Annotated in this window: 12 protein-coding genes and 1 pseudogene; 4 read left to right on the forward strand and 9 right to left on the reverse strand. The window is 72.2% G+C overall.

Annotated features, from left to right (window positions below; all coding sequences use genetic code 11):
• The first annotated feature begins 31 nt into the window (after window positions 1-31).
• Both BMW99_RS05710 and BMW99_RS05715 read left to right on the forward strand, forming a co-directional pair.
• Complete coding sequence (locus BMW99_RS05710; RefSeq protein ID WP_069465012.1) at window positions 32-2,212, forward strand: RecQ family ATP-dependent DNA helicase; 2,181 nt, start codon at window positions 32-34, stop codon at window positions 2,210-2,212.
• A gap of 197 nt (window positions 2,213-2,409) precedes the next feature.
• Entirely contained in the window at window positions 2,410-3,000 is a 591-nt protein-coding gene (locus BMW99_RS05715) for a hypothetical protein (RefSeq protein ID WP_075016337.1), read from the forward strand.
• A 13-nt stretch (window positions 3,001-3,013) separates the two neighbouring features.
• Here BMW99_RS05715 and BMW99_RS05720 read toward each other — a convergent pair whose 3' ends face one another.
• The 8 genes and pseudogenes from BMW99_RS05720 to nrdR form a co-directional block, all read right to left on the reverse strand.
• A complete protein-coding gene (locus BMW99_RS05720) occupies window positions 3,014-3,685 on the reverse strand; it encodes a hypothetical protein (RefSeq protein ID WP_075016338.1) in 672 nt (223 codons plus the stop codon).
• Between the two features lie 54 nt (window positions 3,686-3,739).
• Window positions 3,740-4,426: a ribonuclease HII gene (locus BMW99_RS05725; protein ID WP_069461698.1), complete on the reverse strand. Its 687-nt coding sequence runs from the start codon at window positions 4,424-4,426 to the stop codon at window positions 3,740-3,742.
• A 70-nt stretch (window positions 4,427-4,496) separates the two neighbouring features.
• On the reverse strand, window positions 4,497-5,405 hold the full coding sequence (locus BMW99_RS05730; protein WP_069461697.1) for an ADP-ribosylglycohydrolase family protein: 909 nt from the start codon (window positions 5,403-5,405) through the stop codon (window positions 4,497-4,499).
• Window positions 5,406-5,558: 153 nt separating this feature from the next.
• Window positions 5,559-6,221, reverse strand: coding sequence for a histidine phosphatase family protein (locus BMW99_RS05735; RefSeq protein ID WP_069461696.1), 663 nt, complete (start codon window positions 6,219-6,221; stop codon window positions 5,559-5,561).
• A 183-nt stretch (window positions 6,222-6,404) separates the two neighbouring features.
• Window positions 6,405-7,010: a YdbC family protein gene (locus tag BMW99_RS05740; protein ID WP_069461699.1), complete on the reverse strand. Its 606-nt coding sequence runs from the start codon at window positions 7,008-7,010 to the stop codon at window positions 6,405-6,407.
• Between the two features lie 59 nt (window positions 7,011-7,069).
• Window positions 7,070-7,294: pseudogene (locus BMW99_RS05745) on the reverse strand (MBL fold metallo-hydrolase); the annotation flags it as partial.
• Window positions 7,295-7,388: 94 nt separating this feature from the next.
• Window positions 7,389-10,268, reverse strand: a complete 2,880-nt coding sequence (locus tag BMW99_RS05750) for a vitamin B12-dependent ribonucleotide reductase (RefSeq protein ID WP_069461694.1) — start codon at window positions 10,266-10,268, stop codon at window positions 7,389-7,391.
• A 122-nt stretch (window positions 10,269-10,390) separates the two neighbouring features.
• Window positions 10,391-10,903, reverse strand: coding sequence for a transcriptional regulator NrdR (gene nrdR, locus BMW99_RS05755; protein ID WP_069461693.1), 513 nt, complete (start codon window positions 10,901-10,903; stop codon window positions 10,391-10,393).
• A 606-nt stretch (window positions 10,904-11,509) separates the two neighbouring features.
• Between nrdR and lexA the strand changes: the two genes are divergently transcribed.
• Window positions 11,510-12,289 carry a transcriptional repressor LexA gene (lexA, locus tag BMW99_RS05760; protein WP_069461692.1) on the forward strand — a complete coding sequence of 260 codons (780 nt, stop codon included), beginning with the start codon at window positions 11,510-11,512 and terminating at the stop codon, window positions 12,287-12,289.
• Window positions 12,290-12,386: 97 nt separating this feature from the next.
• Here the strand turns inward: lexA and BMW99_RS05765 are convergent, their stop codons facing one another.
• A complete protein-coding gene (locus tag BMW99_RS05765) occupies window positions 12,387-14,393 on the reverse strand; it encodes an ATP-dependent DNA helicase (RefSeq protein ID WP_075016339.1) in 2,007 nt (668 codons plus the stop codon).
• 143 nt (window positions 14,394-14,536) lie between these two features.
• Between BMW99_RS05765 and BMW99_RS05770 the strand changes: the two genes are divergently transcribed.
• On the forward strand, window positions 14,537-15,706 hold the full coding sequence (locus tag BMW99_RS05770) for an FHA domain-containing protein (protein WP_143080515.1): 1,170 nt from the start codon (window positions 14,537-14,539) through the stop codon (window positions 15,704-15,706).
• Window positions 15,707-15,715 lie beyond the last annotated feature (9 nt).

The following is a 15,715-nucleotide window of genomic DNA, read 5'->3' on the forward strand; positions in this document are numbered from 1 at the left end:
GAATGTCGGTCGGATCGGGTTGCATGGGGGCATGAGCGAGGACACCACCGCGCTGCGTGGCGCGGCCGACACCGTACTGAGCCGACTCGTCGGCGCCGAACCGGGCGCCGCGCGGCTGCGCGAGGACCAGTGGCGCGCGGTCGAGGCGCTCGTCGCGCACGGCCGCAGAACGCTGGTGGTGCAGCGCACGGGCTGGGGCAAGTCGGCGGTGTACTTCGTGGCGACCGCGCTGCTGCGCGAGCGCGGCGCGGGCCCGACCGTGATCATCTCGCCGCTGCTCGCGCTCATGCGCAACCAGGTGGAGGCGGCCGCCCGCGCGGGCATCCGCGCGCACACGATCAACTCCTCCAACGCCGAGGAGTGGGACGGCATCCAGGCCGACGTGGCGGCGGGCGAGGTCGACGTCCTGCTCGTCAGTCCCGAGCGGCTGAACAACCCCGACTTCCGCGATCAGGTCCTGCCGAAGCTGGCGTCCACGACCGGCCTCCTCGTGGTCGACGAGGCGCACTGCATCTCCGACTGGGGCCACGACTTCCGCCCGGACTACCGGCGGTTGCGCACCATGCTGTCCGACCTGCCGCCGGGAGTGCCGGTGCTGGCCACCACGGCGACGGCCAACGCCCGCGTGACCGCGGACGTCGCCGAGCAGCTCGGCACCGGTCTCGACGGCGGGGAAGGCGCGGGCGCCCTGGTGCTGCGCGGGCCGCTGGACCGGGAGAGCCTCTCACTCGGCGTGCTGGGGCTGCCCGACGCCGCGCACCGGCTGGCCTGGCTCGCCGACCACCTCGACTCCCTACCGGGCTCCGGCATCATCTACACCCTCACCGTGGCGGCGGCGGACGAGATCACGGCGTTCCTGCGGCAGCGCGGCTTCGCGGTGGCGTCTTACTCCGGGCGCACCGAGAACGCCGACCGCATGGCGGCGGAGGCGGATCTGCTGGCCAACCGAGTCAAGGCGCTCGTGGCCACGTCCGCCCTCGGCATGGGCTTCGACAAGCCGGACCTGGGTTTCGTCGTCCACGTCGGCTCGCCGTCGTCGCCGATCGCGTACTACCAGCAGGTCGGGCGGGCCGGCCGAGGCGTCGACCATGCCGAGGTGCTGCTGCTGCCCGGCCAGGAGGACAGCGCGATCTGGCGGTACTTCGCGTCCCTCGCCTTCCCGCCCGAGGAGCAGGTGCGGCGCACCCTCGATCTTCTGGCGGCGGCCGACCGCCCGCTGTCGGTCCCGGCGTTGGAGGCCCGTGTCGACCTGCGGCGGTCCCGCCTGGAGATCATGCTGAAGGTCCTCGACGTGGACGGCGCGGTGCGCCGCGTCCGCGGCGGCTGGACCGCCACCGGCCAGCCGTGGGTCTACGACACCGACCGCTACGCCTGGGTGGCCCGCCAGCGCGAGGCCGAGCAGGACGCCATGCGCGAATACGCGAGCACCACGCAGTGCCGGATGGAGTTCCTGCGGCGCCAGTTGGACGACGAGCAGGCCGCTCCCTGCGGGCGCTGCGACAACTGCATCGGCGCCCGGCATCCGTCGGAGGTGTCGGCGGCCGCATTGGAGGCCGCCCGTGCCGCACTCGGCCGGCCCGGCGTGGAGGTGGAGCCGCGCAAGATGTGGCCCTCCGGGCTGGACGCCGCCGGTATCGGCCTCAAGGGCCGTATCGCTCCAGGGGAGCAGGCCGCGCCGGGCCGCGCGCTCGGCCGCCTGTCCGACATCGGCTGGGGCAACCGGCTGCGTCCGCTGTTCGCCGACGGCGCCCCCGACCAGCCCGTACCGCCGGCCGCCGTCGAGGCCGTGGTGCAGGTCCTCGCGGACTGGGCGAAGGGGCCCGGTGGCTGGGCGAGCGGAGCCCCTGACGCTCCGGAGCGCCCGGTCGGCGTAGTGGCCATGGCGTCGCGTCGGCACGGCACCCTCGTCCAGTCGCTGGCCGCGCGGATCGCCGACGTCGGCCGCATGCCGCTGCTGGGCACCATCGGCTACGCCGGCGGGGAAGGCCCTGGTGCGGTGCCGCGCAGCAACAGCGCCCAGCGGGTCCGTGTGCTGCACGAGGCGTTCCAGCTCTCGCCCGAACTCGCCGGGGCGCTGAGCGACAGCCCCGGCCCGGTACTGCTGGTCGACGACGTCACGGACACCGGCTGGACGCTCGCGATGGGGGCCCGGCTCCTCCGGCGCGCGGGGGCCGCCGCGGTGTTCCCGCTGGTCCTGGCGATTCAGGCGTGAACCGCACCCGCATCATCAGCAACCGGAAGGGATCTAAGCGGCGGACAGGTCTATACCGGTCAGGTCGGTCAATTGCCCGTTGCCGCACGGCAGTGCGAGAGGAAGAATTGCCTTCGGATCCCCGATCGGCTCCTGGAGCCTTCTGACCGGAGTGCGCCCGCACCCGGTCCCTGGGTGTATCCGCGGAAGGGAGGACCGTGACCATGGGTTTCGTTGCGGCGACGTCCACCGGTATTCCCTCCCGCGCCGCGAGAAACCTGGAGGCCGCCGAGTGGGCGGACGTCGGCATCCCCCTCCTGGCCAATCCCCGCGACGTGATCAAGGACCTCCACACCCGCCACCTGCCGTCGCCGTCCACCGCGGTCGTCGCCGTGTACGACCCTGACGGGCGGGTGCGCGCCAGTGCCTCGTTCTCCGGACGGGTCGGCGTCTTCGACGGATGGGAGCGGCGCAACGCGCTGCTGTCCCACCTCCGCCGGGTCATCCCGCACGACCTGAGGCTGCGCCATCCGGTGCGGACCGCGGTCCTCATGGTCTGCCGGGACGGAGTGCCCGCCTGGACGCCCGAGGACGGAGCCTGGATGTGGGGGCTGCGCGACGCGTGCACCCTGCACGGCCTGCGCTGCGGCTCCTATGTGTCGCTCACCGGCGACGGCTGGAACGTGATCGGCGAGAACCGGGCCGGGCGTACGCCCAACTCGGCTTCGTGGTCCCGGCAGACGGGCGGTTCCCGCTCGCTGCCTGAGGAGACCCCGAAGCCGCTGCCCAAGGCGGCCGCCGCCCGCTGACGGCGGCGGCCGGTCAGGCGCTGGCGCCCAGCAGGGCGTTGATCCGCGCCGGCTCGCCGCAGACGATCAGCAGCGTGCCCGCGCGGTCGAGGGCACCGGCCAGCACCTGAGGCATCGTTTCGTCATCGCCGCCGTTGATCGCGACCACCACGACCGGACGGCCCGCGGCACGGCCGGCGGTGATGTCGGCGTAGAAGACGTCGTCCGTGGCGTCGTGCTGCGCCCAGTAGGACGCCTCACCGAAGGACAGCTCGTGGGCTGCCCACGGATGACGGTCGCCGGTCGTCAGCACCAGGATCTCGCCCGGTGCACGGCCGGCGTCCAGCAGCAGGTCGACGGCCTCGTCGGCCGCGTCGACCGCACCGTCGACAGGCGCGGGGATCAGCTGGATCTGCGCGGAACCATCGGTCTCACGCTGCTTGGGCACCGTGGACTGGCCGGCACCGGCGTTCGGCCGCTGGCCGCCGCCGGGCCGGGCGGGCCCGGGACGGGCCGAGCCGGCACCCGCGGACGCCGGCGGACCGGGGCGCGGGGCGGTCGGACGCGGGGCCGCGGATCGCGGGGCCGCCGGACGCGGCGGGCCGGGGACAGGACGGGGGGTCGACGCACTCCGGCCGGGGGCCGGAGCAGTGCGAGGACCCGGGACGCTCTCGTGAATCTGAGGCTCCTCGGGGGTGAGAGGCATGAGTTGATGTCTATCAAACGTGCTCGGAATGCGCAGCGGGGGGTGGGTCCTCAATCAGAAATCGAAACCGAGTTGTTCCCCTGTGTCCGCGTCTTCCCGCACCTTCTTGAGATGCTGCCAGCGGGGCATCGTGTCCAGGTAGGACCACGACAGGCGGTGCTGGCCGGTCGGCCCGAACTCCTCAAGGGCCGCCCGGTGAACGGGTGACGGATATCCGGCGTTGTCCTCGAAAGCGAACGGGGCGTATTCCGTGCCGAGTTCGGCCATGGCCGCGTCCCGCTGCACCTTCGCGATGACCGACGCGGCGGCCACCGCGACGCACGACTGGTCGCCCTTGATCACGGTGCGCACCCGCCAGGGGCCACCGAGGTAGTTGTGCTTGCCGTCGAGTATCACCGCGTCGGGGCGCTCCGGGAGGTCGTCCAGGGCCCGGGTCGCGGCCAGTCGCAGCGCGGCCGTCATCCCGAGCCGGTCGATCTCCTCGTTCGAGGCGTGTCCGAGGGCGTAGGAGGTGACCCAGCCGGTGAGCACGGCGGCAAGCGCGGTGCGCCGCTTGGGCGTGAGGAGCTTGGAGTCGGTCAGGCCCTCGGGAGCGCGGCGCAGACCGGTGATCGCGGCGCACACCGTGACCGGTCCGGCCCAGGCTCCACGGCCCACCTCGTCGACACCGGCGACGGATCGGACGCCCAGGGTGGCGCGCATCGAGCGTTCGACGCGATGAGTGGGTGGTTCGTACGGCATGGCGGGGACCAGCCTACTCTGCGGAGATCCGCGGTCTCCAGAGGGTCGAAGGTGGTCGAACAGCCCTGGTTCAGGCCGGAACGGCCCAATCCGGCAGGGTTTCGGTCCGTTCGGTCCAGGTCGCCGGCGGCTCGCCGCCCGCCCGCGCCGCGACGATCCCGCCGACGATGGCGCAGGTGGTGTCGACGTCGCCACCGGCCCGCGCCGTGGTCCAGAAGGCCCGTTCGTAGTCGCCGAGATGGCGTGCCGCGGCCCACAGCGCGAAGGGGACGGTGTCGTGGGCGCTGGTGCGCCGCCCGCAGCCGAGGACGGCGGCCACGGTCGCCACGTCGCCGTAGTCGAGCATGTCGCGGGCGCGCCGGATGCCGGCGTGCACGGCGCTGCGCGGCACCAGTTCCAGGACGGCGGCCAGCAGGTCCGCCGGGTCCTCGGGACCGCCCGCGGGGTCGGCGGCGATGGCCGCGGCCGCGGCGACGGCCATCGCACCGACGACCGCCTCACGGTGCTGGTGGGTCGGGTAGGCGGAGATCTCCGCCTGGTGGGTGGCCTGCACGGGGTCGCCCGCGTAATAGGCGCCGAGCGGGGCGACCCGCATCGCGGCGCCGTTGCCCCACGAACCCTGCCCGTTGAAGAGCGCCGCGGCCAGCTCGCGCCAGTCGGCCCCCTCCTGGCGGATCTGCCGCAGCATGCGGTTGACCGCGGGACCGTAACCGCGGTCGAAGTCGTGGTGCTCGGCGAACGACATCGCCAGGGCGTCCTGGTCGATGCGCCCGTGCCGGGCGAGGACGGCCACCACCGAGCAGGCCATCTCCGTGTCGTCGGTCCATCCCCAGGCGCCGGGCGGCAGTTCGCCGCGCTGGAGGGCGGGATAGTTGGCGGGGACGAAGAACTGGGAGCCGAGGGCGTCGCCGATGGCGAGTCCCTGGAGGCTGGCGAGGGCGCGGGCGAGCGCGGCGGAGTCGGCGGTGTGAGCGGTCATGGCCCGAAAACTCTGACATCGCACATGATCCGGGTCAATCTCCCTGTGCCGAAACTCACCTGCGTGCCCGCCACCGGCGGGCCCTCCACACAGCCGCGCACCCACACCGCCACGCACGCGTGGCGGCTCACCCGTGGTGGCTCACGCGCCGGCTCACCCGTGGCCGCCGCCGGGCGGCCCTGCCGTGCCCCACCGCTCGAAGGGACGGTCGAGCGAGAACCTGCCGTCCTTGCCGCCCACGAGCATCCGGAACTCGCCGTTCGCCGGGTTGGACAGCGTCTCGAACTCCTCCACCGTCCAGTGGAACCAGCGCATGCAGAACAGCCGCATGGTCAGCCCGTGGGTGACGAGCAGCACGTTGGGCGGGAAGTCGGGCTTGTCGAACGCGCGGTGCAGGGTCTCCAGGAAGGCCCCCACCCGGTCGTAGACGTCGGCGCCGCTCTCCCCCATGGCGAAGCGGTAGAAGAAGTGCCCGTAGGCGTCCCGGGCCTTGCGCTGCCGCTGGATGTCCTCCAGGTCCTGCCAGTTGCCCCAGTCCTGCTCCCGCAGCCGCGGCTCCTCGCGGGCCTGGACGCGCCAGGGGTCGAGGCCGAGGGCGTGGAAGGTCGCCCAGGTACGGCGGTAGGGCGACACGAACGCCTGGACGCGCTCGTGGCCGAACACCTCGCGGAGCTGCCCGCCGGCGTGCCGCGCCTGCCGCATTCCCTCGTCGGTGAGCTCCAGAGCGTGGTCCGGCACCCGTTCGTAGATGCTGTCGTCCGCGTTGCCCTGGGACTCGCCGTGCCGGATCAGCACGATGCGGTGAGGGCGTCCCATGGCGCCAGCCTATGGCCCCGCAGGTCGCGGGGCACGACCGGCCCCGGACGTCGGGCCGCCGGGCCCCGGACGCCGGGCCCTCGGCGGGCGGGCGTCGGGCCGTCGGGGGGGCGGCGTCCGGCCGCGGCCGCCGCCGGGGCGTGCCCGGTCGGCGGGGAGGACGACCGAGCTTCCGCCTGGGCCTCAGAGCGTCCAGGTAGGGACCACGTCCACCATGTCGCCCGCCACCGACAGCACGTCGTCGTCCAGCTCCGCCCGCTCCGACAACCGGGACACCGCGGACTCCCGGTACTTGCCGTGCTCGGTCGAGGAGTCCCACATGGACAGCACGAGGAAGTCGTCGCGGTCCCCCTGGCCGAAGAGACCCCGGAGCATCCCCGGGGAGCCCGCCATGGCCGGGTTCCAGACCCGCTGCTGCATCAGGGTGAAGTGGTCGACGCGGTCGGGCCGTACGTTGCACAGCGCCACCCGCAGCAGGTCGGCGTCGGTGAACAGCGGCTCGAAGCCGACCTTCACGTCGAGCCGGTGCTCGAAGAGCCGCGTGCCGAGCATCTCGAAGGTGCCCCTCTGCGCGGTCGCCAGGCCGTCGTGGGGGCCGGCCATGAACGCGTCGTACGCCCGCTGCCCGTCCCAGAAGGCGAAGAGGTGCGCCACCCCGGGCTGGGACCGGCTCCAGCCGCCGCCCTGGCCCCGGAATCCGGGTTGTTCCCGCAATGCCGCCCATCGGCGCTGGCCGCGCTCGAACCCCGGCCGGTCGAGGACCCCGCAGCGTATCCACTTCACCAACACCGCGCCATCGTAGTGGGGTTGGAACAGTGCCTCGGGCCACACGGCTGGTCCGCCCGGGATCAGAGCGCTGCGGACTCCCCCGGCCGCAGCCGGTGCAGCCGGTCGCCGAGGCCGGCGGCCGCGAACGCGGCCTCCAGGCTGTCGCCGTCCTGCGTGAAGTGGCCCCAGTGCTCGAAGTGCAGCGGCACGACCCGGCGGGCCCCGAGTATCTCCGCCGCCTGCGCCGCCTGCGCGCTGGTGAGGGTCAGCGGGGCACCGGGCACCAGCCTGCGACAAGCACCTGCCCCGCGGGCCTATTCCCGGCCTCACCCGTTCGGCCGCACATGCGGGAGGGGGCGCCGGCTCGGTGCCGGCGCCCCCTCCCGTCTCAGACGGTGATCAGCTGCAGCCGCTGGTCGAGCCGCAGCCCTCGCAGAGGTAGCAGCTTCCGGCGCGCCGCATCTTCGTGCCGCAGGAGAAGCACAGCGGGGCGTCGGCGTTCAGGCCGAGCTGGATCTCCAGCAGCTCCGTGGAGTTGTGCGCCTGCTTCGGCGCCGGGACCGTCGCCGCGGCCTCGGCGGGCTTGGCCACCGACAGCGGCTTGCGGGGCTCCTCGCGAGGCGCCGACTGGGCCAGGCCCTCGACGTCCATCTCCTCCTCGGCCGCCTCGTAGGAGCCGGTGTCCAGGTGCCGCTGGCGCTCCCCGGCGGAGTGGATGCCGAGCGCGGACCGCGTCTCGAAGGGCAGGAAGTCCAGCGCCAGGCGGCGGAAGATGTAGTCGACGATCGACTGGGCCATCCGCACGTCCGGGTCGTCCGTCAGACCGGCCGGCTCGAAGCGCATGTTGGTGAACTTCGAGACGTAGGTCTCCAGCGGGACGCCGTACTGCATGCCGACCGAGACGGCGATGGAGAAGGCGTCCATCATGCCCGCGAGGGTCGAGCCCTGCTTGGACATCTTCAGGAAGACCTCGCCCAGGCCGTCGTCCGGGTAGGAGTTGGCCGTCATGTAGCCCTCGGCACCGCCGACGGTGAAGGACGTGGTGATGCCGGGACGTCCCTTCGGGAGGCGCTTGCGCACCGGACGGTACTCGACGACCTTCTCCACCGCGGCCGGAGCGACGGCCTCGGCCTTCGTCTCCTCCTTCTTCTTGGCGGAGAGCGGCTGGCCGACCTTGCAGTTGTCGCGGTAGATCGCGAGGGCCTTCAGGCCGAGCTTCCAGCCCTCGTAGTAGACCTCCTCGACCTCCTCGACGGTCGCCGTCTCGGGCAGGTTGACCGTCTTGGAGATGGCACCGGACAGGAACGGCTGCGCCGCGGCCATCATCCGCACGTGGCCCATGGCGGAGATCGCCCGCTCACCCATCGCGCAGTCGAAGACCTCGTAGTGCTCCTGGCGCAGGCCGGGGGCGTCGACCACGTTGCCGTGCTCGGAGATGTGGGCGACGATCGCCTCGATCTGCTCGTCCTGGTAGCCGAGCCGCTTGAGGGCGGTGGGCACCGTGTTGTTGACGATCTGCATGGACCCGCCGCCGACCAGCTTCTTGAACTTGACCAGGGCCAGGTCGGGTTCGACGCCGGTGGTGTCGCAGTCCATCATCAGGCCGATGGTGCCGGTCGGGGCGAGCACCGACGCCTGCGCGTTGCGGAATCCGTTCTTCTCACCGAGGCGCAGGACGTCCTGCCATGCCTCCGTGGCCGCCGCCCACACCGGGGTGTCGAGGTCGTCCACCCGCGTGGCGGTGGTGTTGGCGTCCGAGTGCTGCTTCATGACCCGCTTGTGGGCGTCCGCGTTGCGCGCGTAGCCGTCGTACGGGCCGACGACCGCGGCGAGCTCGGCCGACCTGCGGTAGGAGGTGCCGGTCATCAGCGAGGTGATGGCGCCGGCCAGCGCCCGGCCGCCGTCCGAGTCGTAGGCGTGGCCGGTGGCCATCAGCAGGGCGCCGAGGTTGGCGTAGCCGATGCCCAGCTGGCGGAAGGCGCGGGTGGTCTCGCCGATCTTCTCGGTCGGGAAGTCGGCGAAGCAGATGGAGATGTCCATCGCCGTGATGACCAGCTCGACGACCTTGGCGAAGCGCTCGGCGTCGAAGGACTGGTGGCCCGCCTCGTCGTGCCGCAGGAACTTCATCAGGTTCAGCGAGGCCAGGTTGCAGCTGGAGTTGTCCAGGTGCATGTACTCGCTGCACGGGTTGGAGGCGGTGATCCGGCCGGTCTCCGGCGAGGTGTGCCAGTGGTTGATCGTGTCGTCGTACTGGATGCCGGGGTCGGCGCAGGCCCAGGCGGCCTCGGCGAGCTTGCGGAACAGGCCCTTGGCGTCGACCTCCTCGATGACCTCGCCGGTCATCCGGGCACGCAGCCCGAACGAGGAGCCGGACTCGTACGCCTTCATGAACTCGTCGTTGACGCGGACGGAGTTGTTGGCGTTCTGGTACTGGACGGAGGTGATGTCGTCCCCGCCGAGGTCCATGTCGAAGCCCGCGTCGCGCAGGGCGCGGATCTTCTCCTCCTCCGTGACCTTCGTCTCGATGAAGGCCTCGACGTCGGGGTGGTCGACGTCCAGCACGACCATCTTGGCGGCGCGGCGGGTGGCACCGCCCGACTTGATGGTGCCCGCGGAGGCGTCGGCACCGCGCATGAAGGAGACCGGGCCGGAGGCGTTGCCGCCGGAGGAGAGCAGCTCCTTGGAGGAGCGGATCCGGGAGAGGTTCAGACCTGCGCCCGAACCGCCCTTGAAGATCATGCCCTCTTCCTTGTACCAGTCGAGGATCGACTCCATGGAGTCGTCGACGGACAGGATGAAGCAGGCGGACACCTGCTGGGGCTGGGCGGTGCCCACGTTGAACCACACCGGCGAGTTGAAGCTGAACACCTGGTGCAGCAGCGCGTAGGTGAGCTCGTGCTCGAAGATCTCGGCATCCGCCGGGGACGCGAAGTAGCCGTGCTCCTCACCTGCCTTGCGGTAGGTGAGCACGACCCGGTCGATGAGCTGCTTCAGGCTCTTCTCGCGCTGCGGGGTGCCCACCGCGCCGCGGAAGTACTTGCTGGTGACGATGTTGACCGCGTTCACCGACCAGAAGTCGGGGAACTCCACACCGCGCTGCTCGAAGTTGACCGAACCGTCGCGCCAGTTCGTCATGACGACGTCACGGTGCTCCCAGACCACCTCGTCGTACGGGTGCACGCCGGGGGTGGTGTGGATGCGCTCGATACGCAGGCCCTTGCTCGCCTTCGCCCCCTTGCTGCGGGAACCACGCGCCGGGCCGCTCGTCGTCTCTGTCATGCCGCCTCCCTATACGGGCGAAAACGCCCTGATGTGCGCGGTTCTTCCCCCGCTGCACGGTGTTGTCTGCCGCCTTCGCACCCCCTGGGTGCGCCGGCGTAATCCGGTCCTGCGCGCGGCGGTCAGTCAGCCGCGGCCGCGGGCGCGGGGACCCCGAGGTCCTCGTCGAGCCCGCCAGGGGTCTGCGGTGGGAGCTGCTCGCGCAGCTCTCCGATGGCCCTCTCGAAGTCCTCGAGCGAGTCGAACGCCCGGTACACCGAGGCGAAGCGCAGATACGCGACCAGGTCGAGGTCCTGGAGCGGGCCGAGTATGGCCAGCCCGACGTCGTGGGTCGACAGCTCGGCGCTGCCGGTGGCCCGGACCGCCTCCTCGACGCGCTGCCCGAGCTGGGCGAGGGCGTCCTCGGTGACGGGGCGGCCCTGGCACGCCTTGCGCACGCCGGCGATCACCTTGTCCCGGCTGAAGGGCTCGGTGACGCCGCTGCGCTTGATCACCATCAGGGACGCGGTCTCGACGGTCGTGAAGCGCCGGCCGCAGTCGGGACACTGGCGCCGACGGCGGATCGAGGCTCCGTCGTCGGTGGTGCGGCTGTCCACGACGCGGCTGTCGGGGTGTCGGCAGAAGGGGCAGTGCATGTCTTCCTCCTCCCTCCCTCACCCGGAGGTGAGCGCACGACAACGACGCTCGCGCAAGCCCTGACGGGCCGCCGAAGCAGTCTCAATACTAGTCACGTGACCACAACTTGTTGTGGCCGGGGTCCATCCAACCACTAGATCTGGTGTCCGCGCGCCAAAGTCGTGGATTCGCGTGTCGCCCGCGTGTCGCGCGCCCGCCCGCGACCACGCAGGGGTGCGGAGCGTGTCGCAGCGTAGACGACGGCGTTCTCCGGTGCGGCGCCGGGAGGGGGTGGCACACTGACGACGGGGGGCGACGCGGAGGTGATCCGCGGCGACCGGAAAGGCGATCCGCGGACCCGTTCCGAGACGCTCCGATGAGGTGTCCCGAAGGTCGTGGCGACCCGGCGGAGGGGTAACCGCGACCCGCCGAAGGTCATTCCCGAATCGAACTTCCATTCGATCAATACACCCGGTACCTTGATCACGTCAGCGGATTTATGCAAATTCACTCGAACGTGTGTTTGGCGCAACCTTTCGAAACCCACTACCGTTGTACTAACTGCCCGTGCCGCGAGCGGGCCGACCGCAGTCCATGCGGTGGAGAACATCTCGAAAGGGGCCGCCGTGACCACCGCCGCAGAGAGCGGGACCGCCACACTGACCGCCCATGACCGCTCCCCGGATCGAATCGGCCCGTTGGACGTGATGAACGAAGAGAACGCACCCAAGCCCGCACGCGCCCTTCCCGGACGGCCCCCCGGTATTCGCGCGGACAGCTCCGGTCTGACCGAACGGCAGCGGCGCGTGATCGACGTGATCAGGGACTCCGTGCAGCGGCGCGGCTACCCGCCGTCCATGCGGGAGATCGGCCAGGCCGTCGGCCTGTCCAGCACCTCCTCGGTGGCGCACCAGCTGATGGCGCTGGAGCGCAAGGGCTTCCTGCGCCGCGACCCGCACCGGCCGCGCGCGTACGAGGTCCGCGCCTCGGACGCCGGCTCCCCGCAGCCCACCGACACCACGGGCAAGCCCTCCGCCTCGTACGTCCCGCTCGTCGGCCGTATCGCGGCGGGCGGTCCGATCCTGGCCGAGGAGTCCGTCGAGGACGTCTTCCCGCTGCCCCGCCAACTGGTGGGCGACGGCGAGCTGTTCGTCCTCAAGGTCGTCGGTGACTCGATGATCGAGGCCGCCATCTGCGACGGGGACTGGGTGACCGTGCGCCGCCAGCCCGTCGCGGAGAACGGCGACATCGTGGCCGCGATGCTGGACGGCGAGGCGACCGTGAAGCGCTTCAAGCGGGACAACGGCCACGTCTGGCTGATGCCGCACAACTCCGCGTACCAGCCGATCCCCGGTGACGAGGCGACGATCCTCGGCAAGGTGGTCGCGGTGCTCCGCCGGGTCTGACCGCTGCCGGCCGACCCGGCCACTCATCCGGGCCCCGGAACCACTGCGCCGGTTCCGGGGCCCTGTTCTGCCCGCGGACGGCGCCGCGGGCACCCGCTCAGACCGCCGCCTCGACCTTCGCCTTCGCGTCGATCGCCGCCAGCGACTTCCGTACCTGGTTGCGGTCGGTGGTGTACCAGAACTCCGGCATCGAGGCCCGCAGGAAGCTCCCGTAGCGCGCCGTGGCCAGCCGCGGGTCCAGGACCGCCACCACGCCGCGGTCGCCGCTCGCACGGATCAGCCGGCCGGCTCCCTGCGCCATGAGCAGCGCCGCGTGGGTGGCGGCGACGGCCATGAAGCCGTTGCCACCGTGCTCCTCCACGGACTTCTGCCGGGCGCTCATCAGCGGGTCGTCGGGCCGCGGGAACGGGATGCGGTCCATCACCACCAGCTGGCAGTTGACTCCGGGCACGTCCACCCCCTGCCACAGCGACAGCGTCCCGAACAGGCAGGTCTCCGCGTCCTGGGAGAAGGTGCGGATCAGCTCGCCGAGCGTCTCCTCGCCCTGCAGCAGCACGGGGTTGTCCAACCGGCCGCGCATCGCCTCCGCCGCCGCCTGGGCGCCACGCATCGACGAGAACAGCCCCAGGGTGCGGCCGCCCGCCGCCTCGATCAGCTCCGCGAGCTCGTCCAGCATGTCCTCGCGGCCGCTGTCGCGGCCGGGCTGGGACAGGTGCCGGGCGACATAGAGGATGCCCTGCCGGCCGTAGTCGAACGGCGAGCCGACGTCGATGCCCTTCCACGGCGGCACGTCCTCGCCCTCGGTGCCCTCGGGCGCCAGGCCGAGCGACGCCGCGACCCCGTTGAAGTCGCCGCCGAGCTTCAGCGTCGCCGAGGTCAGCACGACCGACCGCTCGGCGAACAGCTTCTCGCGCAGCAGGCCGGACACGCTGAGCGGCGCGACGCGCAGGGAGGCGCCGAAGCGGTCGTGCCGCTCGCACCACACCACGTCGTACTCCGAGCCCTGGACCAGGCGTTCGCTCACCTCGTGCACGTGCTCCACCGAGGCGAGGGCCTGCTTGCGGATCACGTCCTCGTCCTGGACCGACTTGTCGCGCGTCTCGCCGAGCGCGGTGATCACCTGGCGGCAGGCGTCGCGGAGCGCCGCGAGGACGTACGCGAGGTCCTCCGGGATCTCCTCGAGACGGCCCGGCAGAGCCAGTTCCATCAGGCGCTCGAAACCCTCGGCGGCGCTCAGCAGCGCGTCCGCCGCCTTCTCGTTGACGAGCTTGGCGGCGCGCTTGACCGCGCGGTTGACGCCGATCGGCGACAGCTCCCCGGTGGCCACACCGGTGACGCGCGACACCAGTTCGTGCGCCTCGTCGACGATCAGCACCTCGTGGCTGGGCAGCACCGGGGCGCCCTGGATGGCGTCGATGGCCAGCAGCGCGTGGTTGGTGACCACCACGTCCGCGAGCTTGGCCCGCTCCCTGGCCGCCTCCGCGAAGCACTCGGCCCCGTAGGCGCACTTGGTGGCGCCCAGGCACTCCCGCGAGGTCACGGAGACCTGGCTCCAGGCGCGGTCGGACACGCCGGGGGTCAGGCCGTCCCGGTCGCCGGTCTCCGTCTCGTCCGACCAGTCGCGCAGGCGCAGCAGGTCCTGCCCCAGCTTGCTGGTGGGGGCGGCCGCCTCGAAGGGGTCGAACAGGCCGTCCTCCTCGTCCTGCGGGACGCCCTCGTGGAGGCGGTGCAGGCACAGGTAGTTGGAACGGCCCTTGAGCATGGCGTACTGCGGCTCCCGGCGCAGCAGCGGTCTGAGCGCCTCGACCGTGCGCGGCAGGTCGCGCTCCACGAGCTGGCGCTGCAGGGCCAGCGTCGCGGTCGCCACGACCACCCGCTCACCGTGGGCGAGTGCGGGCACCAGGTACCCGAGGGACTTGCCGGTGCCGGTACCGGCCTGGACCAGCAGGTGCTCCTGCTCGTCGACGGCGGTCTCGACGGCCTGGGCCATGGCCACCTGGCCCTGCCGCTCGACGCCGCCGACGGCGGTGACCGCGGCGTGCAGCAGGTCGGTGAGGGCCGGGGGTCCCTCCGGGGGAGGCAGGGGGCGGGATGAGTCGTCCATAGGGGGGCCAGCCTACGGCGCACCACTGACAGTGACGTCCCGCGCCGTCGGATGTGGCCGATACCGGTGGCGGCGGGGATCATTCCCGGGACCGGTCGCGGCGGCCGGTGCTAGCTTCTGGTCATATGCAGTGCGAGAGCCGCTTGACGCTTGACGCCTCCGCCGCGGACCACGTCGTCGACGTGGCCAACGTCGTACGGGAGCCCGCGCTCGGCGGCGACAGGCCGGCCGACCTGGCCCGGTTCGAGGGAGTGCTCGACGCGCTGGCGGACTTCTCCCGCGACCCGGCCGTGCAGGTCTACGCGATCACCGACCGCTCCCTGCTCACCGACGCCCGGCTGACCGCGCGGGAACGCGAGCGCCTGGACCGGTGGTACCGGCACGGGCTGATGGAGGTCCTCCCGCGGGCCGACGACCGCATCCTGGAGCTGGCGGACGCCCTCGGCGTGCGGGTGGTGAGCGGCGACAACTTCCTGGACTTCCACCGCGCCCACCCGTGGATCCCCGGCGACCGCGACCGCTTCCTGCGGCCGGTGCTCGGCGACGACGGCGTGATCGTGGTGCGCCCGCGGATCATGCCGGTGCCGCCCGAATGGCAGGTCTCCCGCAAGGAGGAGGAGGGGCTGCTGCTCGAGGCGGGCGTGCTGCGGCGCTGGGCGCCGAACGGGCACCTGACGGTGCTCGGCCGGCACTGGCGCTGCCCCGAGCCCGGCTGCCCCCTCTTCGGCGCCGGGGACCGGCCGAGCACCGCCCTGCCGCGCCGCCGCAGGGATCGGGTGCTGTGCCCCACCCACGGCGGGCCGCTGGCCGACGCCGGGCCACGGCCGCGCCAGGTGCAGGTGAAGGTGCTGATGGACGGCACGGTCAGGGGCCGCTTCATGGTGACGGCCGGCGAACCGCTGGCCGTGGGGCGGGCGCCGGCCGGTGGCGGGGCCGTGCTCGGGACCTGGGTCGACGACCACGCCGTGGAGTCGGTGAGCCGCACCCATGTGGTGCTGGCGTTCGACGGCCGGGTGCTGACGGTCCTCGACGAGCGCAGTGCCAACGGCACCCGGATCCGCCGCAGCCGCCCGGCCGGCGACGAGCTGGTGCCGCTGCACCACGGCAGCCGCTGGACCCTGCGCCGCGGCGACTCGGTGGTGCTGCACGACCGTCTCGAACTGCTGCCCAGCGGGCGGCAGTTCGTGTTCGAGGAGGACGGGACGGACGGTACGGTCGATCCGCTGCGGCAGGAGTCGGCGGCCGGTCCCACGATGATGGGCGTGCCCTTGCCGGCACTCGACGAGGGGCGGCGGGGCGATGGCCGGGAGTGAGGGGCCGCG

Origin of the sequence: Actinacidiphila rubida, assembly GCF_900110255.1 — a bacterium.
GTDB lineage: Bacteria > Actinomycetota > Actinomycetes > Streptomycetales > Streptomycetaceae > Actinacidiphila > Actinacidiphila rubida.